The 26,378-nt window shown below is 58.8% G+C and carries 27 protein-coding genes; 15 read left to right on the top strand and 12 right to left on the bottom strand.

Annotated features, from left to right (window positions below; translation table 11 throughout):
- From folE to E4O97_RS00425, 3 genes are read right to left on the bottom strand one after another with little or no spacing between them, the layout of a single operon-like run.
- Window positions 1-561 carry a GTP cyclohydrolase I FolE gene (gene folE / locus E4O97_RS00435; protein ID WP_005791285.1) on the bottom strand — a complete coding sequence of 187 codons (561 nt, stop codon included), beginning with the start codon at window positions 559-561 and terminating at the stop codon, window positions 1-3.
- A gap of 20 nt (window positions 562-581) precedes the next feature.
- A complete protein-coding gene (folM, locus tag E4O97_RS00430) occupies window positions 582-1,289 on the bottom strand; it encodes a dihydromonapterin reductase (RefSeq protein ID WP_216092195.1) in 708 nt (235 codons plus the stop codon).
- A gap of 58 nt (window positions 1,290-1,347) precedes the next feature.
- Entirely contained in the window at window positions 1,348-1,905 is a 558-nt protein-coding gene (locus E4O97_RS00425) for an antibiotic biosynthesis monooxygenase (protein WP_032879547.1), read from the bottom strand.
- 212 nt (window positions 1,906-2,117) lie between these two features.
- On the opposite strand from E4O97_RS00425, the gene E4O97_RS00420 reads away from it, so the two are divergent.
- Window positions 2,118-3,074, top strand: coding sequence for a MerR family transcriptional regulator (locus E4O97_RS00420; RefSeq protein ID WP_248160740.1), 957 nt, complete (start codon window positions 2,118-2,120; stop codon window positions 3,072-3,074).
- Window positions 3,075-3,076: 2 nt separating this feature from the next.
- On the opposite strand, the gene E4O97_RS00415 is transcribed toward E4O97_RS00420, so the two are convergent.
- Together E4O97_RS00415 and E4O97_RS00410 are read right to left on the bottom strand one after the other, a co-directional pair.
- Complete coding sequence (locus E4O97_RS00415; RefSeq protein ID WP_248160739.1) at window positions 3,077-3,682, bottom strand: hypothetical protein; 606 nt, start codon at window positions 3,680-3,682, stop codon at window positions 3,077-3,079.
- 58 nt (window positions 3,683-3,740) lie between these two features.
- Window positions 3,741-4,208: a PAS domain-containing protein gene (locus E4O97_RS00410; RefSeq protein WP_216092086.1), complete on the bottom strand. Its 468-nt coding sequence runs from the start codon at window positions 4,206-4,208 to the stop codon at window positions 3,741-3,743.
- A gap of 129 nt (window positions 4,209-4,337) precedes the next feature.
- On the opposite strand from E4O97_RS00410, the gene E4O97_RS00405 reads away from it, so the two are divergent.
- The 4 genes from E4O97_RS00405 to E4O97_RS00390 all read left to right on the top strand — a co-directional run bounded on the left by E4O97_RS00405 (window position 4,338) and on the right by E4O97_RS00390 (window position 7,665).
- Window positions 4,338-4,793 carry a flavodoxin gene (locus E4O97_RS00405; RefSeq protein WP_032879551.1) on the top strand — a complete coding sequence of 152 codons (456 nt, stop codon included), beginning with the start codon at window positions 4,338-4,340 and terminating at the stop codon, window positions 4,791-4,793.
- Between the two features lie 145 nt (window positions 4,794-4,938).
- Window positions 4,939-5,721, top strand: a complete 783-nt coding sequence (locus E4O97_RS00400; RefSeq protein WP_248160738.1) for a class II aldolase/adducin family protein — start codon at window positions 4,939-4,941, stop codon at window positions 5,719-5,721.
- Window positions 5,721-6,623 carry an alpha/beta hydrolase gene (locus tag E4O97_RS00395; protein ID WP_032879552.1) on the top strand — a complete coding sequence of 301 codons (903 nt, stop codon included), beginning with the start codon at window positions 5,721-5,723 and terminating at the stop codon, window positions 6,621-6,623. Before E4O97_RS00400 ends, E4O97_RS00395 begins: the two co-directional genes overlap by 1 nt.
- Before the next feature lie 130 nt (window positions 6,624-6,753).
- Window positions 6,754-7,665 carry an SDR family oxidoreductase gene (locus E4O97_RS00390; protein ID WP_005791267.1) on the top strand — a complete coding sequence of 304 codons (912 nt, stop codon included), beginning with the start codon at window positions 6,754-6,756 and terminating at the stop codon, window positions 7,663-7,665.
- Between the two features lie 403 nt (window positions 7,666-8,068).
- On the opposite strand, the gene E4O97_RS00385 is transcribed toward E4O97_RS00390, so the two are convergent.
- The gene (locus E4O97_RS00385; protein WP_216092084.1) at window positions 8,069-8,944 is read right to left on the bottom strand and encodes an AraC family transcriptional regulator; all 876 of its coding nucleotides are present in this window, start codon (window positions 8,942-8,944) and stop codon (window positions 8,069-8,071) included.
- Between the two features lie 136 nt (window positions 8,945-9,080).
- On the opposite strand from E4O97_RS00385, the gene E4O97_RS00380 reads away from it, so the two are divergent.
- Window positions 9,081-9,983, top strand: a complete 903-nt coding sequence (locus tag E4O97_RS00380; RefSeq protein ID WP_032879555.1) for a DMT family transporter — start codon at window positions 9,081-9,083, stop codon at window positions 9,981-9,983.
- Between the two features lie 14 nt (window positions 9,984-9,997).
- On the opposite strand, the gene norR is transcribed toward E4O97_RS00380, so the two are convergent.
- Entirely contained in the window at window positions 9,998-11,542 is a 1,545-nt protein-coding gene (gene norR, locus E4O97_RS00375; RefSeq protein WP_248160737.1) for a nitric oxide reductase transcriptional regulator NorR, read from the bottom strand.
- Window positions 11,543-11,689: 147 nt separating this feature from the next.
- On the opposite strand from norR, the gene hmpA reads away from it, so the two are divergent.
- The 8 genes from hmpA (at window position 11,690) to queC (ending at window position 20,085) form a co-directional block, all read left to right on the top strand.
- On the top strand, window positions 11,690-12,871 hold the full coding sequence (hmpA, locus tag E4O97_RS00370; RefSeq protein WP_032879559.1) for an NO-inducible flavohemoprotein: 1,182 nt from the start codon (window positions 11,690-11,692) through the stop codon (window positions 12,869-12,871).
- A gap of 221 nt (window positions 12,872-13,092) precedes the next feature.
- Window positions 13,093-13,599 (top strand): disulfide bond formation protein B, encoded by a 507-nt coding sequence (locus tag E4O97_RS00365; protein WP_057703946.1) that lies wholly within the window; start codon window positions 13,093-13,095, stop codon window positions 13,597-13,599.
- Between the two features lie 792 nt (window positions 13,600-14,391).
- The gene (gene cyoA, locus E4O97_RS00360) at window positions 14,392-15,333 is read left to right on the top strand and encodes a ubiquinol oxidase subunit II (RefSeq protein WP_005791256.1); all 942 of its coding nucleotides are present in this window, start codon (window positions 14,392-14,394) and stop codon (window positions 15,331-15,333) included.
- Between the two features lie 3 nt (window positions 15,334-15,336).
- Entirely contained in the window at window positions 15,337-17,355 is a 2,019-nt protein-coding gene (gene cyoB, locus E4O97_RS00355) for a cytochrome o ubiquinol oxidase subunit I (protein WP_005791254.1), read from the top strand.
- Window positions 17,356-17,358: 3 nt separating this feature from the next.
- Window positions 17,359-17,985 (top strand): cytochrome o ubiquinol oxidase subunit III, encoded by a 627-nt coding sequence (locus E4O97_RS00350; RefSeq protein WP_005791252.1) that lies wholly within the window; start codon window positions 17,359-17,361, stop codon window positions 17,983-17,985.
- Window positions 17,985-18,320, top strand: coding sequence for a cytochrome o ubiquinol oxidase subunit IV (cyoD, locus tag E4O97_RS00345; RefSeq protein WP_003194051.1), 336 nt, complete (start codon window positions 17,985-17,987; stop codon window positions 18,318-18,320). The genes E4O97_RS00350 and cyoD overlap by 1 nt, the downstream gene beginning before the upstream one ends.
- Window positions 18,321-18,331: 11 nt before the next feature.
- On the top strand, window positions 18,332-19,219 hold the full coding sequence (gene cyoE / locus E4O97_RS00340) for a heme o synthase (protein WP_005791249.1): 888 nt from the start codon (window positions 18,332-18,334) through the stop codon (window positions 19,217-19,219).
- A 167-nt stretch (window positions 19,220-19,386) separates the two neighbouring features.
- Entirely contained in the window at window positions 19,387-20,085 is a 699-nt protein-coding gene (gene queC, locus E4O97_RS00335; RefSeq protein WP_248160736.1) for a 7-cyano-7-deazaguanine synthase QueC, read from the top strand.
- Between the two features lie 141 nt (window positions 20,086-20,226).
- On the opposite strand, the gene E4O97_RS00330 is transcribed toward queC, so the two are convergent.
- Both E4O97_RS00330 and E4O97_RS00325 read right to left on the bottom strand, forming a co-directional pair.
- Window positions 20,227-21,105: a queuosine precursor transporter gene (locus tag E4O97_RS00330; RefSeq protein ID WP_032879563.1), complete on the bottom strand. Its 879-nt coding sequence runs from the start codon at window positions 21,103-21,105 to the stop codon at window positions 20,227-20,229.
- Window positions 21,092-21,697 carry a helix-turn-helix transcriptional regulator gene (locus tag E4O97_RS00325; protein ID WP_005791243.1) on the bottom strand — a complete coding sequence of 202 codons (606 nt, stop codon included), beginning with the start codon at window positions 21,695-21,697 and terminating at the stop codon, window positions 21,092-21,094. The genes E4O97_RS00330 and E4O97_RS00325 overlap by 14 nt, the downstream gene beginning before the upstream one ends.
- A 212-nt stretch (window positions 21,698-21,909) precedes the next feature.
- On the opposite strand from E4O97_RS00325, the gene E4O97_RS00320 reads away from it, so the two are divergent.
- Window positions 21,910-23,004, top strand: a complete 1,095-nt coding sequence (locus E4O97_RS00320) for a pyridoxal phosphate-dependent aminotransferase (RefSeq protein ID WP_248160735.1) — start codon at window positions 21,910-21,912, stop codon at window positions 23,002-23,004.
- Between the two features lie 102 nt (window positions 23,005-23,106).
- Here E4O97_RS00320 and E4O97_RS00315 read toward each other — a convergent pair whose 3' ends face one another.
- From E4O97_RS00315 to E4O97_RS00305, 3 genes are all read right to left on the bottom strand, one after another.
- Complete coding sequence (locus tag E4O97_RS00315) at window positions 23,107-23,823, bottom strand: hypothetical protein (protein ID WP_032879566.1); 717 nt, start codon at window positions 23,821-23,823, stop codon at window positions 23,107-23,109.
- A gap of 94 nt (window positions 23,824-23,917) precedes the next feature.
- Window positions 23,918-25,171, bottom strand: coding sequence for an aspartate aminotransferase family protein (locus E4O97_RS00310; protein ID WP_078822269.1), 1,254 nt, complete (start codon window positions 25,169-25,171; stop codon window positions 23,918-23,920).
- A 114-nt stretch (window positions 25,172-25,285) separates the two neighbouring features.
- Window positions 25,286-26,299, bottom strand: a complete 1,014-nt coding sequence (locus tag E4O97_RS00305; RefSeq protein ID WP_148852669.1) for a diguanylate cyclase — start codon at window positions 26,297-26,299, stop codon at window positions 25,286-25,288.
- Between the last annotated feature and the right edge of the window lie 79 nt (window positions 26,300-26,378).

Here is a 26,378-nt window from a genome sequence, read left to right as displayed (position 1 = left end):
CTACTTGCTCCGTCCAATCAATTGCAGGAACTCCATGCGCGTGGTGTTCGATTCGCGGAAGGCGCCGAGCATCACTGAGGTGTTCATGGTTGAATTCTGTTTCTCTACGCCGCGCATCATCATGCACATGTGCTTGGCTTCGATCACCACCGCCACGCCGGCGGCCTGGGTTACGTCCTGGATGGCGTCGGCGATTTGCCGCGTAAGGTTTTCCTGGATCTGCAGGCGCCGGGCAAACATGTCGACGATGCGCGCCAGTTTAGACAGGCCCAGCACCTTGCCGGTCGGAATATAGGCCACGTGCGCCTTGCCGATAAAGGGCAGCAGGTGATGCTCGCACAACGAGTACAACTCGATGTCCTTGAGGATCACCATCTCGTCATTGTCGGAGGCGAACAGCGCGCCGTTGACGATTTCTTCCAGGTTCTGCGCGTAGCCATGACACAGGTACTGCATGGCCTTGGCGGCACGCTTGGGCGTGTCGAGCAGGCCCTCGCGCTCTGGGTCTTCGCCCAGGCCCTTGAGGATTTCGCGGTAGTGGTGGGGCAGGGAAAGGGTCATACAACATCCTCGCAAACGGCTTACTTGATATGCCGCCCGCCGTTGACGGTCAGGGTGGTACCGGTGACATAGGGGTTGTCCAGCAGGTAACGCACGCTCTGGTAGATCACCTCAGGCCCGGGCTCGATGCCCAGGGCCGACTTGGCCAGGACCTTGGCGCGATAGGCCGCGTCGTCGCCTTCGTTGAACATCACCATGGCCGGCGCGATACCGTTGACCTTGATCAGCGGCGCGAACTGCGCGGCAAACGATAGCGTGAGGCTGTCGAGGCCGGCCTTGGTGGCGCAATAGGCGATGTGCTGACGGCTGCCCTTGCGCACCACGTCATCGCTGATGTGCACAATATCGGCAGGTGTCGAGCGTTGCAGCAAGGGTGAACAATGCAGGTTGATCAGGTACGGCGCAAGCATGTGTACGCTGAACATATCGATAAACGCGCGGCTTTCGTCGCCCGCTGTTTCTGCGACCCAGGCCGAAGCATTGTGGATGATCGCACGCAGGCTTTGGGTATGGGTTTGCAACTGCGCGATGAAGGCAAGAATCCCGGCTTCGCTGGAAAAGTCGGCAAATACGCCGATGGCCCCTCGTTCACGTAGCGCCTGCACACCTGGGCGTTCGCTGCGGTAACTGAAAATCACCGAGTAGCCATCATCCAACAGGCGCTCAGCACAATGCAGGCCGACGCGCTGGCCGGCACCGGTGATCAGGATCGGTGCGTGGGTTGCAATCATGGGAGGCTCAAGTCGCTGGCAGACGCAAACTATACCAGCGACCCGGCCCCTGTGCTCATACGGCGGCTTCGGTGACTTTGCGCGGTGGCGAGGGGTGCAGCCAGTTCGCCAACAGATGCGTCGAGAGCGGAATAAAGAGGTAAACCATCAGCGGCGTCAGGGCGGCGGTGCTGACCAGTACACGGCTGAACAGGTCCAACTCGCCAAGCAGCGGGCCGAGACCGAAGTTGAACAACAATGACACCGGGAAGAACGCCAGCCAAATCGCGACCGCCTGTTTCCAGCGCGGCGGGCGTGCCCCTACGGCACCAAACCAGCCATCGATACCGCTGACACGACGCTCGCAAGGGTTGGCAAACAGCTCGCTACCGCGACTCAGCCAGGCGCTGCGCGAGGCTGAAAATTCCCAGGCGTGCAGGGTTTTCTCATCGGCGAAGCGGAAGATGATCTGGAACTCATCATCATGGGGTGGCGGGGCGAGTACGCCGGAACCCAGGTAACCCGGGAAGTCAGTGGCCAATTGCTCGCCTTCGCGCAGCCAAGCCATCAATTCTTCGTAGCGACCTTTGGCGACGCGGCGCGCAACCATCAACGTGACGGGTGAGGTAGACATGGTGTATCTCCAGGTATCGAGTGCGCTGGGCCGGGTAAGCGGCGCACGAACGAGGCTGCGGGGTGCTGCAGCGACGTAAAAAACAGGCAAGGATTATTCCTGTTTTGCCGAAATACGCCAGAAACTTCGGATGGATCGCCGTAGATCTTGAATCATGGGCATCAATGGGCGTTAAATAGGATCCAAATCCATATGGATATTGCTGACAGCTGATGTCCCAAATCATAGCTCCGTCTCTTGAAGCATCACCTGATAGTCACGCTGACGCCGAAGTGCTGTTTCCAATTCGTGAAGTGGCAAGACTTACAGGCGTTAACCCGGTGACTTTACGTGCCTGGGAGCGTCGCTATGGCTTGATTCAACCCACTCGCACCGAAAGTGGGCATCGGCTGTACTCAAGCACCGATATCGACACGGTTCATCGCATTCTTGACTGGATCGAACGCGGCGTAGCGGTGAGCAAAGTGGGCAAGATCCTGGCGCGTGATCAACGGCCCGGCGAGCTGGCCACGGCGTCACGCAGCGATATCGAACTGGAATGGCAGCAGTGGCAGGCGCAACTGCGGGTGGCCATCAGCGCTTTTGATGATCGTGAACTGGGGCAGTTGTACGGACAAATCTTCAGCGCTTATTCAACCACCGTCGTATTTCAGGACATCATGATGCCCCTCTGGCAGCAACTGCTGCGTCACCAGGGGCGTTTTGGCCAAGCCAGCGAATGGCTGTTTTTCGACAACTTCCTGCGTGCGCGCACCGCTCAACGGCTGCAATTGGCGTGCGCTTCACCGGCACCGAGGGTGTTGCTGGCCGCCATTGCCGGCGAGTGTCGTGAGCTGGAACTGTTGGTCGCGGGTTTATTGATATCCAGCGACAAGCTCGCGGTAAAAGTCCTGGGTGTTGGCCAACCGCTCGATGAGTTGACGCTGGTCTGCGAGAGAACTCGGCCACAAGCCCTGGTGCTGTTTTCCAACCATTCTCCCGGTGCAGAACTGCCTTCGCGGCTCAGTCGCCTGGCATTGACGCTCAATTGCCCGTTGCTGTTGGCTGGCGATGCCTCGGACCTCGCCGAGCACAGCCTGGCAGGCTCATCGATAGGTTGCCTGGGCAATGACGGACGTTTGATGCAGCGCCGCTTGCAGCAGTTTCTCAGCGGTCGCCTGGATACCTGAACTCAGGCGTGCACATGGGGATGAACCAGGCGGTGCTGGTGCAGAATGAACTGGCGCAGGCGCTCGGTCTCATCTGCATCACTCTGGTTCAGTCGGTAAGCGAACAGGCCTCGGGCAGTTTCCCGCTCCAGCGTGCCGCGAAGCACGATACGTTCGTAGCCGGAAGGGCTGAACCACAGGGAAAAGGTCTTGGGCGGTTTTGCCCGGCCGCGCACTTCTACCAGTACACCCTTGAATGATATTTCGTGCACCCACAATGCACTGGGGTAGCCCTTGACGTTTTCCAACGCCACGGGCGCTTCAAGGGCCAGGCGCCACGGGCGGATCATCGGCCCGTCTTCGAAAATGCTCGGCACGCCCAGGCGCAGATGCACCGCATGAAACTCATCTTCCACCAAGCGCAGGGGGAAGGTAAGTTGCTGGTTGTCGAACTGCGCCTGGATGGTGACCTGGTCGTGAGCGGCCAGCCGCGTGAGCAAATCACGAATCTGCGCGCCGCCATTAACCGTCAGGCTCGACCACGCATCCCGCAGATTGAGCTGCGGGTTGTGCTGCATGTCCTGGATAAAGTCCAGTTCGTCCTGCGTCAAAAGCGTGTCGCGGTGCATTGATCTAGCTCAAGGCTGAGGCATTAAAGAGCCATTATCGCTCTAAAGACCGCGTTTTTTACAGTTTGTTAATTCCACTCGTCGCCTTGAGCGCCGCGAGCTCGTTTTTAAGCTCGGCCAACTGCGCTTCCAACTGGGCGACGCGTTGCTGCGCCTTGACTTGAGTGGTGACGTCTTTTTGCACACCGACGAAATACGTTTGCCTATCCGCCTCGTTGTACACCGTCGAAAGTGACAGCTCATTCCAGAAGTGAGTGCCGTCCTTGCGGTAGTTACGCAGGATCTCGCGACATGCGCCGCCGTTGTCGAGGGCTTCACGAATGGCCATCAGTGCCGGCTGGTCACGGTCACCGGACTGGAGGAAGCGGCAGTCCTGATAAAGGATCTCGTCCAGGGTGTAGCCGGTCAGGCGTTCGAACGCAGGGTTGACGTAGATCAGCGGTTTGTCCTTGCCCTCACGCTCGGCAACGACGATCCCATCGTTGGAGGCATTGACGACCATTTGCAGCAGCTTGGCGTTAATCATTGAGCGGTCCATGGCTTGTGTTTGACGGTGCAAGTTTAAGGCAAGTCTTGATTCTTGCACGCTGCGCGCTGAATTATCGGCACAGACTGCTAATATCCCAGGCTTTGACTCAACTACAGGATCAGATTGATGAAAGTCGCCATCCTTTCCGGCTCGGTCTACGGTACGGCTGAAGAAGTCGCTCGCCATGCGGAAAAAATCCTCAAGGACGCCGGTTTTGAAGCCTGGCACAACCCTCGCGCCAGCCTGGGCGAGGTGCAGGCGTTTGCTCCCGATGCGTTCCTTGCGGTGACCTCGACCACCGGCATGGGCGAGTTGCCCGATAATCTGCAACTGCTGTACTCAAGCATTCGCGACCAACTCCCCGCCGCCTGGCGCGGGCTGCCGGGCGCGGTCATCGGCCTGGGTGACGCCAGCTATGGCGATACGTTCTGCGGTGGCGGCGAGCAAATGCGCGAACTGTTCGGCGAGTTGGGCGTGCGTGAAGTGCTGCCGATGCTGCGCCTGGACGCCAGCGAAAGCGTGACCCCGGAAGCCGACGCCGAGCCTTGGCTGGCTGAACTGGTCGTCGCGCTGCGCGGTTGAGCGAAGGGGCGGCCGTTGTACTATTCTCTTGGCTGACTCGCTCAGTCATCAAGCTGGCTGCGAAGGCAACTCCTTGTGCCACGGCGTCTGACTAGACTGGCTCTCACTTAGACACAATAACAAGTGCGCCAAGGAGGACGTTGCCGTGAGCCTAGCCCCTGCATCATCGCCAGAAAACATCAAAGCCCAGGTCAGTGCTGCCGAATGGCAAACCCGCGTTGACCTGGCGGCCTGTTATCGCCTGGTGGCGATGCATGGTTGGGATGATCTGATCTTCACGCATATTTCCGCCAAGGTGCCGGGCACGGAAGATTTCCTGATCAACCCTTATGGGCTGATGTTCCACGAAATCACGGCCTCAAGCCTGGTCAAGGTTGACCAGGCCGGCAACAAGCAAATGGACAGCCCCTACGAGATCAACCCCGCGGGCTATACCATCCACAGCGCCATCCACGAAGTGCGTCATGACGTGACCTGCGTGTTGCATACCCACACCGCTGCCGGTGTAGCGGTTTGCGCACAAAAGCAAGGCGTATTGCCCATCAGTCAGCAGTCGCTGTTTGTGCTGTCCAGCCTCGGCTATCACGCCTACGAAGGCGTAGCGCTGAACCACGAGGAAAAAGCCCGTTTGCAGGCGGACCTGGGGCAAAACAATTTCCTCATGCTGCATAACCACGGCTTGCTGACCTGTGCTGGCACTATCGCCGATACCTTCCTGATGATGTTCATCTTCCAGCGCGCCTGCGAGATCCAGGTGCTGGCGCAAAACGGCGCAGCGCAGCTGATTGCCATCGAGCCGCAAATCCTGGCTGGCGCCACGGCGATGGTGGCGGCTGTCACAAAAAGCGCCCAAGGTATGGGAGGTGCGCTGGCCTGGCCGGCGCTGCTGCGCAAATTGGACCACCAGAACCCCGGGTATAAAAGCTGATGCCACTCGCCGAGATACCGCTCAGAGCCTGGCGCAAACGCGGCCAGGACTTCGTCTTTCGTGGCCGTACCCTGCGTTACTGGGTGGCCGGGCAGGGCACGCCTCTGCTGCTTATTCATGGCTTCCCCACCGCCAGTTGGGATTGGCATTACCTGTGGCAGCCCCTGGCCCAGCGCAATCTGGTGATTGCCTGCGACATGCTCGGTTTTGGTGACTCGGCCAAGCCCCTGAACCACGACTATTGCCTGTTGGAGCAAGCCGACTTGCAACAGGCGTTGCTTGAACACCTGGGAGTGGAGCAGCCGGTGCATGTGTTGGCCCATGACTATGGCGACAGTGTCGCCCAGGAGTTACTTGCCCGGCATTACGAAGGCCGCTTCCAGATGGCCAGTTGCGTATTTCTCAACGGCGGGCTGTTCCCGGAAACCCACCGTCCCACCCTGGTGCAAAAGTTATTGCTCAGCCCGTTGGGCTGGATGATCGGCCGGGCTTATGGGCGCAATGCCCTGGCCAGCAGTTTCAGCCAGATATTCGGCCCGCGAACGCGGCCCAGTGAAAGCGCTCTGGATGATTTCTGGAGTCTGATCAGTTGCAACGACGGGCCGCGTATCCTGCACAAACTGATCGCCTACATTCCCCAGCGTCGACGCCTGCGTGATCGCTGGGTGGCCGCCATGCAGCACGGCAGCGTGCCGATGCGGGTGATCGACGGCGAGGTGGACCCGATTTCCGGCGGCCATATGGTCGAGCGCTTTGAGCAACTGGTGCCCCACGCCGACACGGTATTGCTGGCCGATATCGGCCATTACCCGCAGATCGAGGCGCCGGTGCAGGTGCTCAGGCATTACCAGGCCTTTCGTGATCGCATCGGCCAGCCTTCGCCGCAAGCGGTCTATTCCTGAGCCTGGCTTCTCCAGCGGGTATCATCCTGCTGCCTTATCGAGCACCATTCAGCCTCGGCCGTCTTTATTGTGACCAAAGGCGCTGTGCGTGACACTCTGCCTATTCCCATTGTCGCCAGCGGAGTTCGGTATGAGTGAATCAGTGCAGTTCCAGGATAAGGTCGTGATCGTCACCGGTGCCGGCGGTGGCCTGGGCCGTGCTCATGCATTGCTGTTCGCCAGGCACGGAGCCAAAGTGCTGGTCAATGACCTGGGTGGCTCCACCCAGGGCGAGGGCGCCAACGCCTCGGCGGCCGACCGGGTGGTAGCAGAGATTCGCGCGGCAGGCGGCATTGCCGAGGCCAACCATGATTCGGTCACCGACGGTGACAAGATCGTACAGAACGCTCTGGATGTCTTCGGCCGGATCGACGTGGTAGTCAACAACGCCGGGATCCTGCGCGACAAGACTTTCCACAAGATGGACGACGGCGACTGGGATCTGGTTTACCGGGTGCATGTCGAAGGCGCCTACAAGGTTACGCGCGCTGCCTGGCCCCATCTGCGCGAGCAAGGTTATGGCCGGGTGATCTTCACCGCCTCCACGTCAGGCATCTACGGCAACTTCGGCCAGTCCAACTACGGCATGGCCAAGCTGGGCCTGTATGGGTTGACCCGCACCCTGGCGCTGGAAGGGCGCAAGAACAATATCCTGGTCAACGCCATCGCCCCTACCGGCGGTACGCGCATGACCGAAGGGCTGATCCCGCCCCAGGTATTCGAGCGGCTCAAGCCGGAACTGGTCAGCCCGTTGGTGGTGTATTTGGGCAGTGAAGCCTGCCAGGAAACTTCAGGGTTGTTCGAAGTGGGTGGCGGCTGGATCGGCAAGACCCGTTGGGAGCGCAGCCTGGGGGTGGGGTTTGATCCCGAAGCGGGCTTCTCGCCGGACGACGTGGCGGCGCATTGGCAGCAGATCTGTGATTTCGAAGGGGCTGCACATCCCAAGGACAACATTGAGGCATTGAAGGAGATGATGGCCAACTTGCAGAAGTTCAGCCTCTGATCATTGCCGGAACATCACTGAATCTCGCGGGGCGTCGATGACGCCCCGTTTCATTTCAGGCATAAAAAAGGCCGCTGCATAAGCAGCGGCCGAAGTAAGACGTTGGATCAAGGAGCGACAAATCAACGTCAGTGAACACCGGTAACAGACTGAATACGGGATCAATCCGTTGTAAATCTGCTGTTCTCCCCAAGCAGGGAGCGGGCCATTTGCCCTGAAAGCGAGGTAAGAATAGTCGCTTGTAACAAAATGAGTAATAGCAGTTCAGGACAAGGACTGTTACCAATTACGCAACAGTTGTGCGGCGTTCATCGACTCTTCTGATAACCCTCTATCCACCTCATTCATGCGCCATCTTCACGCCACAGGCGGTGGCCAAGGCGACGACGCTGGGCTTGATGGCCTAGGCGCGTAATGCCTGGCGGTATTCGCCCGGGGTGGCCCCCAAGGCCTGGCGAAAGCGCTGGTTGAAATGGCTGGCGCTGGAAAAACCGCACCTCAAAGCCACTTCACCCAGGGGCAGCGTGCTGCTGCGCAGCAGGGTCTTCGCCCGCGCCAGACGGCGTGCCAGCAGGTACTGATGGGGCGGCACGCCGAAACTCTGACGGAACATCCGGGCGAAATGGTATTCCGACAGCGCGCACATCGATGCCAACTGGCCGAGGCTGATGGAGTCTTCGACATGGTGGTCGATGTACTCCACCAGACGCCGCCGTTGGTGCGCCGCCAGCCCGCCTTTGAGGCGCAGGCCCTCGCGTACGCCGACCTGGTTGAGCAGGGTGTGGCTGAGCAACTCATGGGCCAGGCTGCTGGTCAGCAAGCACTCTGCGGGTTCGAGCCAGTTGAGGCTAATCAGCTGGTGAAAGCGCCGGGCCTGGCGGGCGTCTTCAAGGAAGGTCGTCTCACGCAACTGCAATTCCCGCGGCTCGCGGTCCAGCAGAGTGACGCAGCCGAGGGCAAATTGCTCCGGGCTGAAATACACGTGGGCCAGGCGAATCTCGCCATTGATCACCCACGCCGACTGGTGCTCGGCCGGCAGAATGCACAATTTGTCGGGGCCGCCCTTGGTACCCGGCCGGTCGCGACGAAAGGTGCCCGTGCCGCCGCCGATATAGCAGGACAAGGTGTGATGGCTGGGCGCCTGATAGTCCTGGGCATCGTGGTGGTTGCTCCACACGGCCGCAGACAAACCGTCACCGAGCTCGGCGCAGGCTTCCAGGCGTGCGTGGGGCGAGCGGTTGAGGGATTGAAAGACGTGCAGCGATTCCAGCTCTGGCATGGTGTGTTCTCCGACGCCTTGCATCCTACTCCCGGCGGCGAGCGCTGTGAGCCCGTCACCCGACAAAAGCGCAAGAATGTGCAAGAACCTCAGGGCGATTAACCGCAACACTGTGGCTCAATCGTCGGAGCCTGCTATGAACCTCTTCTTGTACTTACTCACGGTGCTGATTTGGGGTACCACCTGGATCGCGCTCAAATGGCAACTGGGCGTGGTGGCGATTCCCGTGTCGATTGTCTATCGCTTCGGCCTGGCGGCGCTGGTGCTGTTCGCGCTGTTGCTGCTCAGCCGCAAATTGCAGGTGATGAACCGCCGCGGGCACCTGATTTGCCTGGCCCAAGGGCTGTGCCTTTTCTGCGTCAACTTCATGTGCTTTCTCACCGCCAGCCAGTGGATCCCCAGTGGCCTGGTCGCCGTGGTGTTTTCCACGGCGACCTTGTGGAATGCCCTGAATGCCCGGGTGTTTTTCGGCCAGCGGGTTGCACGTAACGTATTGACGGGCGGCGCGCTGGGGCTGCTGGGCCTGGGCTTTCTGTTCTGGCCGGAACTGGCCGGGCATACCGCCAGCCCGCAGACCTTGCTCGGGCTGGGCCTGGCGCTGCTGGGAACGCTGTGTTTTTCGGCGGGCAATATGCTGTCGAGCCTGCAACAGAAGGCCGGGCTCAAACCGTTGACCACCAATGCCTGGGGCATGGCCTATGGGGCAGCCATGTTGGCGACCTATTGCGCAGTGCGTGGCATTCCCTTCGAGATGGACTGGAGCGCACGGTATATCGGTGCACTGTGGTACCTGGTGATCCCGGGCTCGGTAATTGGGTTTACCGCCTACCTCACCCTGGTCGGCCGCATGGGGCCGGAAAAAGCGGCATATTGCACCGTGCTGTTTCCGGTGGTGGCGTTGAATGTGTCTGCATTCGCCGAGGGCTACCAGTGGACGGCGCCGGCGTTGGTGGGGCTGGTGCTGGTGATGTTGGGGAATGTATTGGTGTTTCGTAAACCCAAACCGGTAAACCCGGTTTTCCAAGCGAAACACATTTAACCGAGTTGCCTGGTCTATTTCAGGCCCAGGCGCTTGGCCATGCGCCCAAGGTTGGCGCGGTCCAGGCCCAGTTCGCGGGCGGCGCCGGCCCAGTTGTGCTGATGACGTTCCAGACAGGCGCTGATGATCTGGCGCTGATAGTGCTCGGTGGCCTGGCGCAGGTCGCCAGTGGCGATGGGCGCGGCTTGCACTGGTACTTCAATCACCGCTGCACTGACGTCAGGCAAGTCCAGGTCCTGGGCGCTCAGGCTGAGAATCTTCGGGCGTTCGCGACAGTTGCCCAAGGCTTTGAGCGCGCTACGTCCGATCAGGTGTTCCAGTTCGCGCACATTGCCCGGCCAGTTGTAAGCCAGCAGCGCCGCCTGGGCGTCACTGGTCAGGCGCAAGCTACCCAGGCCCATGCGCGACCGGTTCTGTTCGAGGAAAAAGCCTGCCAATAGCAGCACATCCCGTCCGCGCTCACGCAGCGCCGGCACTTGCAGCGGGTACACGCTCAGGCGATGGTAGAAATCGGCGCGGTAGCGGCTATTGCGCACCTCTTCGGCAAGGTCGCGGTTGGTGGCGGCAATCAGGCGCACGTCCACCTGGTGTTCCTTGTCCGAGCCCAGGCGCTGCAACTGGCCGCTTTGCAATACGCGCAGCAGCTTGGCCTGCACGCTCAATGACAGTTCACCCACTTCGTCCAGAAACAACGTGCCGCCGTTGGCCAGTTCGAATTTGCCCCGTCGCTCATTCAACGCGCCGGTGAAAGCACCGCGCACATGGCCGAACAGCTCGCTCTCTACCAGGGTTTCCGGTAGCGCGGCGCAATTGAGGCTGATCATCGGCTTGTCGGCACGCGATGACGCGGCATGGATCGCCTGGGCCACCAGTTCCTTGCCGACCCCGGTTTCGCCGGTGATCAGCACGGTCAGGTCGCTGCCGCCCACCAGCTTGATTTCCTCGACCAGCCGTTTGTGCGCTTTGCTCTGGCCGATCATTTCCTTGTGCTGCTGACCGCTGGCCTGGCGATAGATTTCGGCGCGCTGGTGCTCGTCCTCGGCCCGTAGCGCCAGGCGCTCAATGCGTTCAGCCACATTGACCGTGGCCGCGGCCAGGCTGGCGAAGGCTTGCAGCGCGTCCAGTTCGACCCGTTCAAAGCGTTCGTTGTCGAGGGCGTCAAGGGTCAGCAGGCCCCAGGGCTGGTCGTCGATAAACAGCGGGCAGCCCATGCAGTCGTGGACTTCAAGGTGGCCGTGCAAGCCAGCGACCAAGCCGTCATAGGGGTCGGGCAATTGGCTGTCGCTGTCGAAGCGGGTAGGGCCGGGGCTGCTGAGCAATATTTCAAAGCGCGGGTGTTCGCTGATCTTGAAACGGCGGCCCAGGGTATCGGCGCTCAAGCCATCCACCGCCAGCGGCACCAGCCATTCGCCATCCAGGCGCAGCAGCGCGGCGGCATCACACGGCAGCAGGGCGCGCATGGCTTGCAGCAGGCGGCGGTAGCGCTCGCCTTCGGGCAATTCGCGGGACAGGTCGGCGACCAGCGGCAGCAGGGCGGTGAGCAGCGATTTTGCAGTCATAATGACTCCTTGTAGTCGATATGACTATAAAGCGTAAGAAGTCATATTGACTACAAAATACTTAAGATGTTGAAAATTAAGGATTTATTAGTTGGCACGAATACTGACTGCCTAAAGGTAATGAGTAAAAAGACCCAGGAGTCTGCCATGCTAAGTGCCCAAGACCGTGCCATCGTCAAATCCACTGTGCCCCTGCTGGAAAGCGGCGGCGAAGCCCTGATTACCCACTTCTACCGCATGATGCTGTCCGAGTATCCCGAAGTCCGCCCGCTGTTCAACCAGGCCCACCAGGCCAGCGGCGACCAGCCCCGGGCCCTGGCCAATGGCGTGCTGATGTATGCGCGGCATATCGACCAGTTGGACCAGTTGGGTGACCTGGTGGCCAAGATCATCAACAAGCACGTGGCCTTGCAGATCCTGCCGGAGCATTACCCGATTGTGGGTGCCTGCTTGCTGCGGGCTATTTCCGAAGTGCTGGGCAGCGAGATTGCCACCCCTGAGGTGATGAGTGCCTGGGGCGCGGCCTACGGCCAGTTGGCGGACATTTTGATCGGTGCCGAAGCGGCCATCTACGACGAAAAAGCCCAGGCGCCCGGCGGCTGGCGGGGGGCGCGACCATTCCTGTTGGTCAAGCGTGTGGAGGAGAGTGACGAGATCATCTCCTTCTATTTCGCCCCAGTGGACAATGGCCCGATCCTGGCTGCCGAGCCCGGCCAGTACATCGGCCTGAAGTTGGTCCTCGACGGCGAAGAGGTGCGTCGCAACTATTCCCTGTCGGCCCTCACCGATACCGGCATGTACCGCATCAGCGTCAAGCGCGAAGCCGGCGGGCGAGTGTCCAACTACCTGCATGACCAGATGCACGTTGGCGCAACGGTTGACCTGTTTCCACCGTCGGGCGAGTTCACCCTGGCTGCCAGCGATAAGCCGCTGGTGCTGATCAGCGGCGGGGTGGGCATTACGCCAACCCTGCCGATGCTCGAAGCAGCCCTGGCGAGCGAGCGGCCGGTGCACTTTATTCACTGTGCGCGTAATGGCGGGGTGCATGCGTTCCGTGACTGGGTGGACACCCTGGCGGCCAAGCACCCGCAGCTCAAGCGCTTCTACTGCTACGCCGAGGATGACGGTATCAGCCCGGCGGCGGACAAGATCGGGATGCTCAATCAGGAGCAACTGGCGGCCTGGTTGCCCGAAGACCGTGATATCGATGCGTACTTCCTGGGGCCCAAGGGCTTCATGGCGGCGATCAAGCGTCACCTCAAGGCCCTGGGTGTGCCGGATAAGCAGGCTCGCTATGAGTTCTTCGGCCCGGCGGCGGCGCTTGAATAGATTTTAGCCCATTGACCGTATCGGCATCATCGCGGGCAAGCCCGGCTCCCACATTGGAATGCGTTCTCTGTGGGAGCCGGGCTTGCCCGTGGTGGCGTCCGCATAATCACTACATTTACCATGATTAATCCGCTGTTAACCCCTCTCTGTTTTAACCACTGCCTGTGTGTAAACTTGTTGCCATCAGGCACAACCATAATCAGAGAAAGGGAAAGACGGGGATGATTGACGACATGCGTTTGGGCAGGGAGCGGCGCTTTCTGGTGTTGCTGGGCATTATCTGCCTGGCGCTGATTGGCGGCGCGCTGTACATGCAAGTGGTGCTGGGCGAAGCGCCGTGCCCGCTGTGTATCCTGCAACGCTATGCCTTGCTGCTGATTGCGGTCTTCGCGTTTATCGGTGCCGCCATGCGCACCAAAGGCGCGGTGACCTTCTTTGAAGGGTTGGTGGTGCTCAGCGCCTTGGGTGGCGTGGCGGCCGCCGGCCATCATGTGTACACCCAGTTCTTTCCTCAGGTCAGCTGCGGCATCGATGTGTTGCAACCGATCGTCGATGATCTGCCCCTGGCCAAAGTGTTTCCCCTGGGATTCCAGGTCGATGGTTTCTGCAGCACCCCCTACCCGCCGATCCTCGGCCTGTCCCTGGCCCAATGGGCGCTGGTGGCGTTCGTGCTGACAGTGATCCTGGTACCCCTGTGTATCTACCGCAACCGTCATCCCAAAGCCTGACCCCTCGCAGCGACAAAACGCTCCGGCCTTCTTGAGTAGGCCGGAGCGTTTTGGTTTGTAGGGATTTGTGATAGCGCTGTGACGAGGGGCAACTTAAGGTGTGCGCAGCGTGCGACATGTTGTCACACGGACGCTGTCGCAGGACGTTTCTGACCCGCCGAATCGACCCTTAAATTTGCACCCTGCGCACAAATTGTGCTGTCAGTTCATGGGCCTGGCCGTGCCGTGACGGGCGCGAGTCTGGAGAGCTTGATGGATCTGCGAATCCCTTGGTTTATGGGCACTTGCATCCATTGGTCATGCCCTTACAGGCTGTAAGGGAAGTGGCAATCTGCCCAATAACACGGCAATTTTTGTGGTTTTTGTTGAGAATCGAACGCGATAAGATCGCGAATCTTTGCAACTTTGGTGAAGGATTGTTGCTGGAATCGATAAAAATTATTTCTTTATAAGACATGGTTTATACATCGCTAGCTAACTACAATCGCCCGCACTGAATGTCCGGTGCTGTTCAATATTTGAGCATTGGAGCGGTCGAGGAGCAGATGGAAGGCTCTGTGCGACCCCAGGTTCCGGCAGCCTTTCAACTATCCGCACCAAATGGAATTGGTCTGTAACAAGGCCTTTAGCCACGAAATCGAATAAGAACTCACTGCAGGTCCGTGAAACGTACAGTTATGACGTGTCGGGCAGGCTCTTATTCAATCGAAGAGAAATGCCAACCCTTGGCAGGGTGAAGTGTTGGCGATCAAAACCCAACTGCATTGCGCAAGCTGCTTTAGAGGTCGTGAGATGAGTAAAAACAGGTACCCCCGATTACTAGGCTTTTTGCCGCTGCTTGGCATGTTTTTAATGCTGGGAGGCTGCAAGTGGACCTTGCTCGACCCAAAAGGACAGGTCGGTCTGGATGAACGAAACCTGATCATCACCGCTACCCTGCTGATGTTGCTGGTTGTGGTTCCTGTGATCGTGATGACCTTCGCCTTCGCCTGGAAATACCGCGCGTCCAACACCAGCGCCACCTACGCGCCGAAGTGGTCGCACTCCACCAAGATCGAAATCGCGGTGTGGCTGGTCCCGATCCTCATCATTATCGCCCTGGGTTACATCACCTATAAGTCGACCCACGCTCTGGACCCGTACCGTCCACTGGAATCCGACGTGAAGCCTGTGAACATCCAAGTGGTCGCGCTGGATTGGAAGTGGCTGTTCATCTACCCGGACCTGGGTATCGCCACCGTCAACGAGATCCGCTTCCCGGAGCACACCCCGCTTAACTTCCGGATCACCTCCGACGCCGTGATGAACTCGTTCTTCATCCCTGCACTGGGTGGCCAGATCTACGCGATGGCAGGCATGCAGACCCGCCTGCACCTGATCGCCAACCAGAAAGCTGAAATGGAAGGCATCTCCGCCAACTACAGCGGCGCTGGCTTCACCGGCATGAAATTCAAAGCGATCTCGACAAGCCAGGAAGATTTCGACGCCTGGGTAGCTGCAGTCAAGGCCGCACCTAAACAGCTTGATCAAGCTGAATACGACGCCCTGACCAAACCAAGCCAGAACAACCCTGTCGCCTTGTACTCCGCGTATGAGCCGGACCTGTTTCAGAAAATCGTCGACAAGTACGAAGGTATGAAGCCAGGCAAGCCGGTCAAGCACGAGAAGAAAGAAGTGGCCGCGGTTGAAGGTTCTGATACAGGCGCGCATTCAACTGCTGGGGCAGAGGAGTAAACGATGTTTGGTAAATTAAGTTGGGACGCGGTCCCATTCCACGAGCCGATCGTGATGGTGACCATCGCCATGATCGCGCTGGGTGGTCTGGCACTGGTTGCGGGTATTACGTACTTCAAGAAGTGGTCCTACCTGTGGACCGAGTGGCTGACCTCGGTCGACCACAAGAAAATCGGCGTCATGTACGTCATCGTTGCCATGGTCATGCTGCTGCGTGGTTTTGCCGACGCCATCATGATGCGTACCCAGTTGGCCATGGCCACCGAGGGTTCGCCTGGCTACCTGCCACCTGAACACTATGACCAGATCTTCACCGCCCACGGTGTGATCATGATCATCTTCATGGCGATGCCATTCTTCACCGGCTTGATGAACCTTGCCTTGCCGCTGCAGATTGGTGCGCGTGACGTTGCCTACCCGTTCCTGAACTCCCTGAGCTTCTGGCTGCTGGTTTCCGGCGTGGTGCTGATCAACGTTTCCCTGGGCGTCGGCGAATTTGCCAAGACCGGTTGGGTTGCGTATCCGCCATTGTCGGGCTTGCAATACAGTCCGGGCGTGGGTGTGGACTACTACATCTGGGCCCTACAGTTATCAGGACTCGGGACGACATTGACGGGGGTCAACTTCCTGGCCACCGTCCTGAAAATGCGCGCCCCTGGCATGAAACTGATGGACATGCCGATCTTCACCTGGACCTGCACCTGGGCAAACGTGCTGATCGTGGCTTCGTTCCCGATCCTTGCCGCTACCATGGCGCTGCTGTCGCTTGACCGTTACCTGGATTTCCACATTTTCACCAATGAACTTGGTGGCAATCCAATGATGTACGTGAACCTGTTCTGGGCATGGGGTCACCCTGAGGTGTACATCCTGATCCTGCCAGCGTTCGGTATCTTCTCCGAAGTGATCTCGACCTTTACCGGCAAGCGCCTGTTCGGTCACCACTCGATGGTCTACGCATCGGGCGCGATCTCCGTACTGGGCTTCATGGTGTGGCTGCACCACTTCTTCACCATGGGCTCGGGGGCCAGCGTCAACGCCTTCTTCGGCCTGGCGACGATGCTGATTTCCATCCCGACGGGGGTGAAGCTATTCAACTGGCTGTTCACCATCTACCACGGTCGTCTGCGCATGACCAGCCAGGTCCTGTGGACCCTGGGCTTCATGGTGACCTTCGCCATTGGCGGCATGACCGGCGTACTGCTGGCCATCCCGGGTGCTGACTTCGTGTTGCACAACAGCCTGTTCGTGATCGCGCACTTCCACAACGTGATCATCGGTGGTGCGGTATTCGGCTACATCGCTGGTTTCAGCTTCTACTTCCCGAAAGCGTTCGGCTTCAAGCTGCACGAAGGCTGGGGCAAGGCTGCATTCTGGTTCTGGATCTCGGGCTTCTTCGTCGCGTTCATGCCGCTCTATGCACTGGGCTTCATGGGCATGACCCGTCGTCTGAACGCCACCACCAACCCTGAGTGGGTACCGTACCTGTACGTTGCCATGTTCGGTGCGGTGATGATCGCTGTGGGCATCGCCTGCCAGTTGATCCAGCTGTACGTCAGTGTGCGTGATCGCAAGAAGAACATGTGCGAGTCCGGCGACCCATGGAACGGCCACACCCTGGAATGGTCGACCTCGTCGCCGCCACCGTTCTACAACTTCGCTGTGATCCCGACTGCGAACACCATTGATGCCTTCACCGAAGCCAAGGAAGACGGTACTGCGTACCAGAAGCCCAAGCACTACGAGCCGATCCACATGCCAAACAACACCGCCACTGGCGTGGTGATGGGTGCGCTGTTGACCGTGTTCGGTTTCGCGATGATCTGGCACATCTGGTGGCTGGCAATCGCGAGCCTGGTGGGCACTATCGGTTACTTCATCATTCACGCTGCCCGTGATGATCAAGGCTACATGGTGCCGGTCGAAACGATCGAACGCATCGAAGCCGAGCAGCACGCTCGCCTGGTAGCCGAGAAGAAGATTCCGGCCAACCGTGTAGAAACCTCGTTGGAACAGGCTTAAACCATGTCGAACTTAGTGACCAATGCTGGACACGCCCATGTCGATGACCATGGGCACGATGACCATCACCACGACTCGGGGCCAATAACCGTCTACGGTTTCTGGCTCTACCTGATGACCGACTGCATCTTGTTTGCGTCGATCTTCGCGGTGTACGCGGTACTGGTAAACAACGTAGCGGGTGGCCCGTCGGGCCACGACATCTTCGAACTGCCTTACGTGCTCGGCGAAACCGCCTTGCTGTTGTTCAGTTCGATCACCTACGGCTTCGCCATGTTGGCCTTCTACAAAGGCAACAAGAAGGGCGTGCTGACCTGGCTGGGCCTGACCTTCCTGTTCGGCCTGGGCTTTATCGGCATGGAGATCAACGAGTTCCACCTGCTGATCTCCGAAGGCTACGGTCCTAGCCGTTCCGGTTTCCTGTCGGCGTTCTTCACGCTGGTCGGCACCCACGGTCTGCACGTAACCGCAGGTTTGCTGTGGATGGCGGTGATGATCTATCAGGTCAACAAACACGGCCTGACCAACACCAACAAGACCCGCCTGAGCTGCCTGAGCCTGTTCTGGCACTTCCTGGACGTGGTCTGGATCTGCGTATTCACCGTCGTTTACTTGATGGGGACTCTGTAATGGCTAATGCACACTCCCATGACAGCCACGATTCGAGCCACGGCAGCGTAAAGTCTTACGCTATCGGCTTCATCCTGTCGGTCATCCTGACCCTGATCCCGTTCGGCCTGGTGATGTACCCAACCTTGCCGAAGTCGATCACCTTGATGATCGTCCTGGCGTTCGCGGTGATTCAGGTCCTGGTGCACCTGGTGTACTTCCTGCACCTGGATCGCTCCAAAGAGCAGCGCGAGAATGTGATCGCGTTTGTGTTCGCAGGCCTGGTGATCGTTCTGCTGGTTGGTCTGTCGCTGTGGATCATGTTCAGCATCCACACCTACATGATGGCGAAGTGAGGTAAGACCCGATGTCGCTTAAGCACTTTATCCAAATCACCAAACCGGGGATCATTTTCGGTAACGTGCTTTCTGTGGCGGGCGGTTTCTTCCTGGCCTCCAAGGGACATGTCGATCTGGCCATCTTCCTGGCTGCGATGATCGGTACGTCCCTGGTGGTTGCTTCCGGATGCGTGTTCAACAACTGCATCGACCGTGACATCGACATCAAGATGGAACGCACCAAGAATCGAGTGCTGGTCCAGGGGCTTATTTCCCTGAAGCTGGCGCTGATCTTCGCGACCATCCTGGGTGTTGCGGGCGTAGTGTTGTTGTACAAGGTGGCCAACCCGTTGGCGGCGCTGTTTGCCGTGATCGGTTTTGTCATCTATGTCGGCCTCTACAGCCTGTACCTCAAGCGCAAGTCGGTTCACGGCACGCTGGTGGGCAGCCTGTCGGGGGCGATGCCGCCGGTGATTGGTTATGTGGCTGTAACCAATAGCTTCGACATGGCCGCGCTGGTGCTGCTGGTGATGTTCAGCCTGTGGCAGATGCCGCATTCCTACGCCATCGCGATTTTCCGCTTCAATGACTACCTGGCTGCGTCGATTCCGGTATTGCCGGTCAAGCGTGGTATCCAGGTGGCCAAGAAACACATCCTGCTCTACATCCTGGCCTTCCTCGTGGCGACCTTGATGTTGACCTTCAGTGGCTACGCCGGCATGAGCTACCTCGCCGTAGCCGCCGCCATGGGCATGTACTGGTTGTACATGGCCTGGACCGGTTACAAGGCGGTGGACGACACCGTCTGGGCGCGCAAGCTCTTCGTGTTCTCGATCTTCACCATCACCGCGCTCAGCGTGATGATGTCCCTGGATTTCCAGGTACCGAAAGAGCTGTTGCTGACCTACGCGCACTGAGTGGTCTTGCAGTAAAAAAGCCCCGCCTTCGAAAGACGCGCGGGGTTTTTTATTGAGCGCTGCGCTAAACCGGATACGCTGCGTTATCGTTGACGTTTTTCGTGAGCAAGGGCTAGCCGCCCGCCTCGCTCCTACACCCCAATTCTACAAATGCAGGAAGCAATGCAATGAGTAAAAAAGCCGTGATGGTCTTCAGTGGCGGGCAGGACTCGACCACCTGCCTGATCCAGGCATTGAAGCAGTATGACGAAGTGCACTGCATCACCTTCGATTATGGTCAGCGCCATGTGGCGGAAATCGAAGTGGCCCGCAAGTTGGCCAAGCAATTGGGCGCCACCGTGCACAAAGTGATGGATGTGTCGCTGCTCAATGAGCTGGCGATCAGCAGCCTCACCCGTGACAACATTCCGGTACCGACCGTTAACAGCTCAGGCGAAAGCCTGCCGAGCACTTTCGTGCCGGGCCGCAATATCCTGTTCTTGACCCTGGCTGCGATCTACGCCTACCAGGTCAAGGCCGAGGCCGTGATTACCGGTGTGTGCGAAACCGACTTCTCGGGCTACCCCGATTGCCGTGACGAGTTCGTCAAGGCATTGAACCAGGCCCTCAAGCTGGGCATGGAATACGACGTGAGCCTCGACACCCCGTTGATGTGGCTGAACAAGGCCGAAACCTGGGCTCTGGCCGATTACCACAACCAACTGGAACTGGTGCGCGAGCAGACGCTGACCTGCTACAACGGCGTCATTGGCACCGGCTGCGGCAACTGCGATGCGTGCAACCTGCGTGCCCGGGGCTTGAATGACTACCTGCAAAACAAGGCGGATGTCATGCAGAGCCTGAAGCACAAGTTGCAACTGAAGTAACCGCATCCAAGGCCCGCCAGGCTCTACCTGATGTATGAAGTCCAAATGTGGGAGGGGGCTTGCTCCCGATAGCGGTGTCGAGGCAAATACATTCTTAGCTGACCCACCACCATCGGGAGCAAGCCCCCTCCCACATAGGTTTCATGTGTTGGCAGTGGTCAGGTAGCGCTTGAACAACGAGCGCGCCCCATAGGCAGGCAGGATGTTGAAGAACGCAAAACCGACTTTGATCGCAATCTGCACATAGATCATGCTCAGGATATCGCTGGTCTGCATGGCGCCGTAGAAGGCAATAAAGCAGAACAGAAAACTGTCGATGATCACCGCAAAGAAGGTGCTGAAGAAAATCCGCAGGTACAGGTACCTGGAGTTGGTCAGCTCTTTGATCTTGCACAGCAGATAGGAATTTATATTCTCCGAGACCAGGAACGACACCGAAGAGGCAACCAGCACCGACGACACCTGCAGGATCACGTCGTTATACGGCCCATCGAGTTTCCAGCCCGGCAGCCCCGGCAGGAACGTTGAGCCATACAACAGGATGATGATCATCGCGTTGCTGGCAAACGCAAACATAATGGCTCGCCGGGCCAGGCGCAGGCCGAAGTTCTCGTTCAGCAGATCCACAATCAAGAAGGTCAGCGGGTACAAAAAAGTCCCCGGCGTCACAATGATGCCCATGGATTCCAGGTAGATCGGTTTGGTCGCGGCGATGCTGGTGAAGATGTAAAACGTGAACAGCAACAGGTTCAGGATGATGTAGATCATCCACGAGTTTTCATTGCGGTCGTTAATGTCGTAGGCGGTGAGTGCTCCTGCTTGTGAATAGAACTTCTTGTAGAGGTTCTTGATTTCCAGCTTGTTGAAGTTGTCCATCATTTCGCTGTTGAGCACCTCACTGAGCTTGATTTTGACGACCTTGCCCGTGGCGATCACCATGATCACCGCCAGGCGCTTGTCATTTTCAAAGCCCAGCAACTTGTATTTGCTGTTTTCCACGGCGCCTTCAAAGGTTGTCATTGAAGCGCTCCTCAAGAATATCGCCGATGACGCACAAGCGGTCTGAGTTGCCGCAGGGTTCAAGGGTGATGAACAGCTTCTTGGTGGCGCGGTCGTACACCAGCTTTTCTTTATCGTCGCTCGATGCGCCTTTCTGCACGATCAGCAAGTCCCCCGGCTCATTGATGCCGGGAATCGCATGCTCCAGGCGAACGCCGATCAAGTTGCAGGAGTTGCCGAAGTAGTAAGTCAGTGGGTAAAGCGTGGCCAGTTCGCCGATGCGCTTGCCCAGGTTCTGCATCAGCAGGCTTTCCTTGAGCACAGGCACTGCCGCCGGGTTCTTGTTGCCCAGGGGGGAAACATTGCTTTCGATGACTTCCTTGGCTTCAAAGTTGACGGTCTCGATTTCTTCGTACGAAACGCCGAAGAAATCAGAGATCTTGCGAATGGTCGACTGTTGCACTTTGACGACCTTGCCTTCCAGGATGTTGTAGATGGTCGTCCTGGTCACGCCGGCGGCATTGCTTAACGAAAGCTGGGTTTCGCCACGACTTTTGATCAAGTACTTGATATTGCTCTTCAAGTGCTCGGTTTTTTCTCGTCTGTGTATCAAGTGCTCACCACTTCCATTTAGTCATCAGTCCATACCCGGCAGAACGTCTAGTTCCAGGCCCGCGGCAGCGCAAGTGTTGCATGGGCTCGCGTTGACAATAAAGTACTGAGTGCAGGGATACGTCCCGACGCTAAATCAGGCAACTGCTTTCTCGTCATACCGTTATATCCGACCTGTGCGAATCCCTCGCACTTCGACAAGGAGTAGTCACCATGGTCAGCTTCAGCCGTAGGTCCCTTCTCGCGCTTGGGGCGGCGTTACCTGTACTTGGCCAGCTGGATTGGGCGGTTGCCAGCCCGCTGCCGGCTCAATCCGACAAGGTACGGCTCAACTACAACGAAAGCCCCTACGGCCCTTCAGACGCCGCCCGTGAGGCGATGCAGCGAGCGATTGCAGCGTCTGGGCGCTATCCCTACCCGGACATGTACGCCTTGGCCGCGCAGTTTGCCCACCAGCAGGGGGTTGCCGAAGAAAACGTCGCGGTGTTTGCCGGCTCGATGGCGGCCCTGCGTTTTGCGGTGCTGGCGTTTACCAGCCAAACCCGTAGCCTGGTCATGGCGACACCGTCCTATGAACTTGTGCGTCAGGCGGCCGAGTCGATCAAGGCACCGGTGCATGAAGTGAACCTCGACGCCGGTCATGCCCATGATGTACCGGCCATGCTCGCGGCAGACCCACAGGCCGGCATGTTGTACCTGTGCAACCCCAACAACCCCACCGGCACCCTGACCCCTACTGAGGCCATCCGCCAAGCCTTGGCGAACAAACCCAAAGGCAGCGTGCTGGTGGTGGACGAGGCGTATATCGACTTCTGCGATGCACCCAGCTGTGTGAGTTGGGTCAACGACCACGACGATCTGTTGGTGCTGCGCACGTTCTCGAAAATCTACGGCATGGCCGGAGCGCGTCTGGGGCTGGCAATCGGTCATCCGGCGCTGCTGGAGCGGCTGGCGGTGTTCGGCGGTGACAACGTTCCGGCCGCTGCCAGCCTATTCGGCGCACGTGCCAGCCTGGAGGACGCCACGTTGGTGGGCCAACGCAAAGCGCTCAATGCCAGGTTGCGTGATGAGACAGTCGCCTGGCTCAAAGGCCGGGGCTTTAGCTGCACGGCTTCCCAGAGCAATTGCTTCATGATCGATGTAAAGCAACCAGCCGAGCAGGTGGTTGAGCGGCTGGCCGCACAGAATGTGCTGGTGGGGCGCGTATGGCAGAACTGGCCGCAATGGGTGCGGGTGACAGTGGGCAACCAGCAGGAGATGGAACGCTTTCGCGAGGTGTTTGCCGCGCAGATCGCGCGTGTTGGCTGAAACATTACCTGCAGCCAGCCAAGGCTGTGGCAAGGGAGCAAGCTCCCTCGCCACAGTGTGCTATCTCTTGAAAGTGATGTTTAGTCCAGCGGTGTTGCCGCGTTACTGCTGGGCAATGCTGTAGCCGGCAAACGCTGTCTGCTGCTGCAGCGCAGTAATCACACTTTTGCGGCTCAACGGCTGTTCATTACCGGCGTTATCCACAAAGCTTTCCACTTCCAGTTCGGCCTCGTCGCCTTCACCGACGAAGTTGAACCCCAGGAACTCGAATGCTTCGCGGTCCACGCTGAGCCTGGAGCGCGGTGTGCGCAGCGGCAGGGTGACGCTGATGCCATCCTTGCTGATCACGAACACCTCGGCTTCTTTCTTGGCACGTGCTGCCTTGCCCTTGCCGGCACTTGGGTTGCTGATGGCCTGGTGCGACTGGTTCAGCACCTTGAGGGCCAGGCCATAGACCAGTTCCTGAAACTGGGGATCGTCCTTGAAGCTGGACAGGATGCGGCTGATCGAGAACTTGCTGCTCAGGTCTTCGAGGGCGGCGTTATCGGCGGCTTCGGCGTCCTTCAATTGTTTGAGCTGGCCCATCAGGTCGTAGGCTTTGTCATCGTCGAAGGCGTCATGGGCCTGGCGGATGGCGATGCGCAGCTCGCGGATCTGGTCGCTTTCCTTGGAGGTATGAAACGCGTCCAGCACCATCTCGCTGATGATCTTGGCCGCTGGCACATGCTGTGAAAGATTGATGGCGTTTTCGTATTCGGCTTTGGCATGCAAGGCGGTTACGGATTCTTCGGCGGATTCTGCGGTGTAGGAATCAGGCATTAAAATTTCACTGCGTAGTAAACGGGGAGACAAAAACGTCGGGCATTTTCGGCGGGGTGGGGGATCAGGTCAAGACAGGTTCGGGCAGGTGACGTTATTGGTCCAGTTGCGCGAAGCACGCCTGGAGAATATCCAGGCCCTCCTCCAGCACCCAAGGCTCGATGGTCAACGGTGCCAGCAAGCGCACAATGTGCCGCGACTTGCCGCTGGGCATCAACAGCAAGCCGGCGTCTCGCGCCAGGCCCAGCAACTGAGTGAGTTGCCTGGAGGCCGGAGTGCCATCGACATTCACCAGTTCAATACCACGCATGGCGCCGACGCCGGTGAGGCGGCCCAGGTAGGGCGACAGTTGTTGTGAGCGCCAGCTTTCATGGCGGCTGACAATGGCCGCCTCCTGCTGTGCCCCCCAAGCTTGCAGGTGTTCATCGGTCATCGCCTCAAGGGTAGCCAGTGCCGCCGCGCAGGCGATGGGGTTGCCGGAGTAGGTGCCGCCGAGGCCGCCCTTGGGCAGGTTGTCCATCAGCGCCTTGCGCCCCACCACAGCACCCAACGGCACGCCGCCAGCGATGCTTTTACCGAGCAGCAACAGATCCGGTTCGATGCCCAGGCGCGAAAAGGCAAAGCGCTGCCCCGTGCGACCAAAGCCGGACTGGATCTCATCGACAATCAGCAGAATGTTGTGCTCGTCGCAAAAGCACCGCAGGGCTTGGGCAAACTCGATGTCGAGGGCGAGGAAACCGGCTTCGCCCTGCACCGGCTCGATGATGAAACAGGCCACATCGTTTACGTCGATTTCCACGCTGAACAGACGGTCCATCGCCTTCAGCGCTTCGGCGCAGGTCACGCCGTTATCGGCACTGGGGTACGGCAGGTGATACACCGGGCCAGGCAGTACGCCGACCTTCTGCTTGTAGGGCGCCACCTTGCCATTGAGGTTGAGGGTCGCCAGGGTTCGGCCGTGGAAGGCTCCATCAAAGGCGATCACCGCCGATCGCCCGGTGGCGCCGCGGACGATCTTCAACGCATTTTCCGCCGCTTCCGCGCCACTGTTGGTGAGCATGCCACTGACCGGGTAGTGCACCGGGATAAACGCCGTCAGGCGTTGCATCAACTCGATGTAGGGCGTATGCGGTGCGGCGTTGAATGCGTAGTGGGTAAGCCTGGTTGCTTGCTCGCGAATCGCCGCCACTACGCCCGGATGGCAATGGCCCAGGTTGAGCACGCCGATACCGCCGACAAAATCGATGTAGCGTTTGCCCGCGGTGTCCCACACCTCAGCGTTTTTACCGTGGCTGAGGCTGATGGGATGGACGATGGAAATCGATTGGCTGATGCTGGCGTGGCTCATGAATCGCGTACTCGACAAGGCTGGGCGTGGTTTATCTAAGCCGCGCACCGGGCCTTGCCGCAAACGAAATAAAGTCGCCGGGTCATTCCAAATCGGAAGGAGCGCTTGTCTGCATTAATCCGACACCCCATCTTTGCCAGCCGCCTTGGACCGATATAGCGCTCGGTCAGCCCTTGCCACCAGCGCGGCGGGAGACTCACCCATGCGCCGCTCTACAATCCCCAGGCTCAGGGTGACGTTGAGGTCGTTGACGATAGGCGACTGTTTGATTGCACGGCGAATCCTTTCGGCCAATTCCTTCGCCGTGTCCAGGTTGCTTGCGGGCAGCACCACCATGAACTCATCTCCGCCCCAGCGAGCCAGCAGGTCAGTTGTGCGTACGCAGCTTTCCAGACGTTCCGCCACCCCTATCAACGTCTGATCACCGACGCCGTGACCGTATCGGTCATTGACCGGCTTGAAGTCATCGATGTCCATCGCCACCAGCGCCAGGGGCACACGAAAGCGTTCGGCGCGGTCGCATTCTTCCAGCAGGCATTTTTCCAGGCGATAACGGTTGGCGATGCGTGTCAGCGCGTCGCGCTCGGCCAGGGAGCGGTTTTCGTCCAGCTGTATCTGCAATTGTTGATTGACCCGCGATAGCTCAAGGGTACGTTCTGCCACCAGTGCTTCAAGGGATTGGTTGCGCTTTTGCAAGCGTTCAATGGAGCATTTACGCGTATGAATGTCGCGGTGCGCGCCCACCATGCGCGCCACTGAGCCGTCGGGGTTGCGTGCAATGATGTAGCCACGATCCTCGATCCACAGGTAAGTGCCGTCTTCTTTCCGGCAGCGGTATTCGGCGCGGTAAAGGGGCGAACGTTGACTGATGTAGTCATCAAACAACGCCATCACGCGCGGGTAATCCTCGCTATGGATCACGCTTTCCCAGGTGGACACGTTGTTTTCCAGCGAGTCTCGGGAGTAACCGAGCATTTCGTACCAGCCGGGGTTGCGGTAGACGTAGCCAGTCGTGGCGTTCCAGTCCCAGATCCCGTCACTGACCAGTTCCATGATGGCGTGCAGCAGGTCGGCGTTGAGTTCGGAAAAGTCATTGCGTAGTGGCTCGTTGCCGGGTGTATCGTCCATCAGCGCGCTCCCTGCAAGGGCTGGCTTCTAGGGGGCGTTCTCAATTAGTTTCCCCGTCGCGCCGGGTCTGCTGTTGTGC

Source organism: Pseudomonas sp. W15Feb34 (assembly GCF_023127765.1).
Lineage (GTDB): Bacteria > Pseudomonadota > Gammaproteobacteria > Pseudomonadales > Pseudomonadaceae > Aquipseudomonas > Aquipseudomonas synxantha_A.
This window is presented reverse-complemented; position numbering and strand designations above follow the sequence as displayed.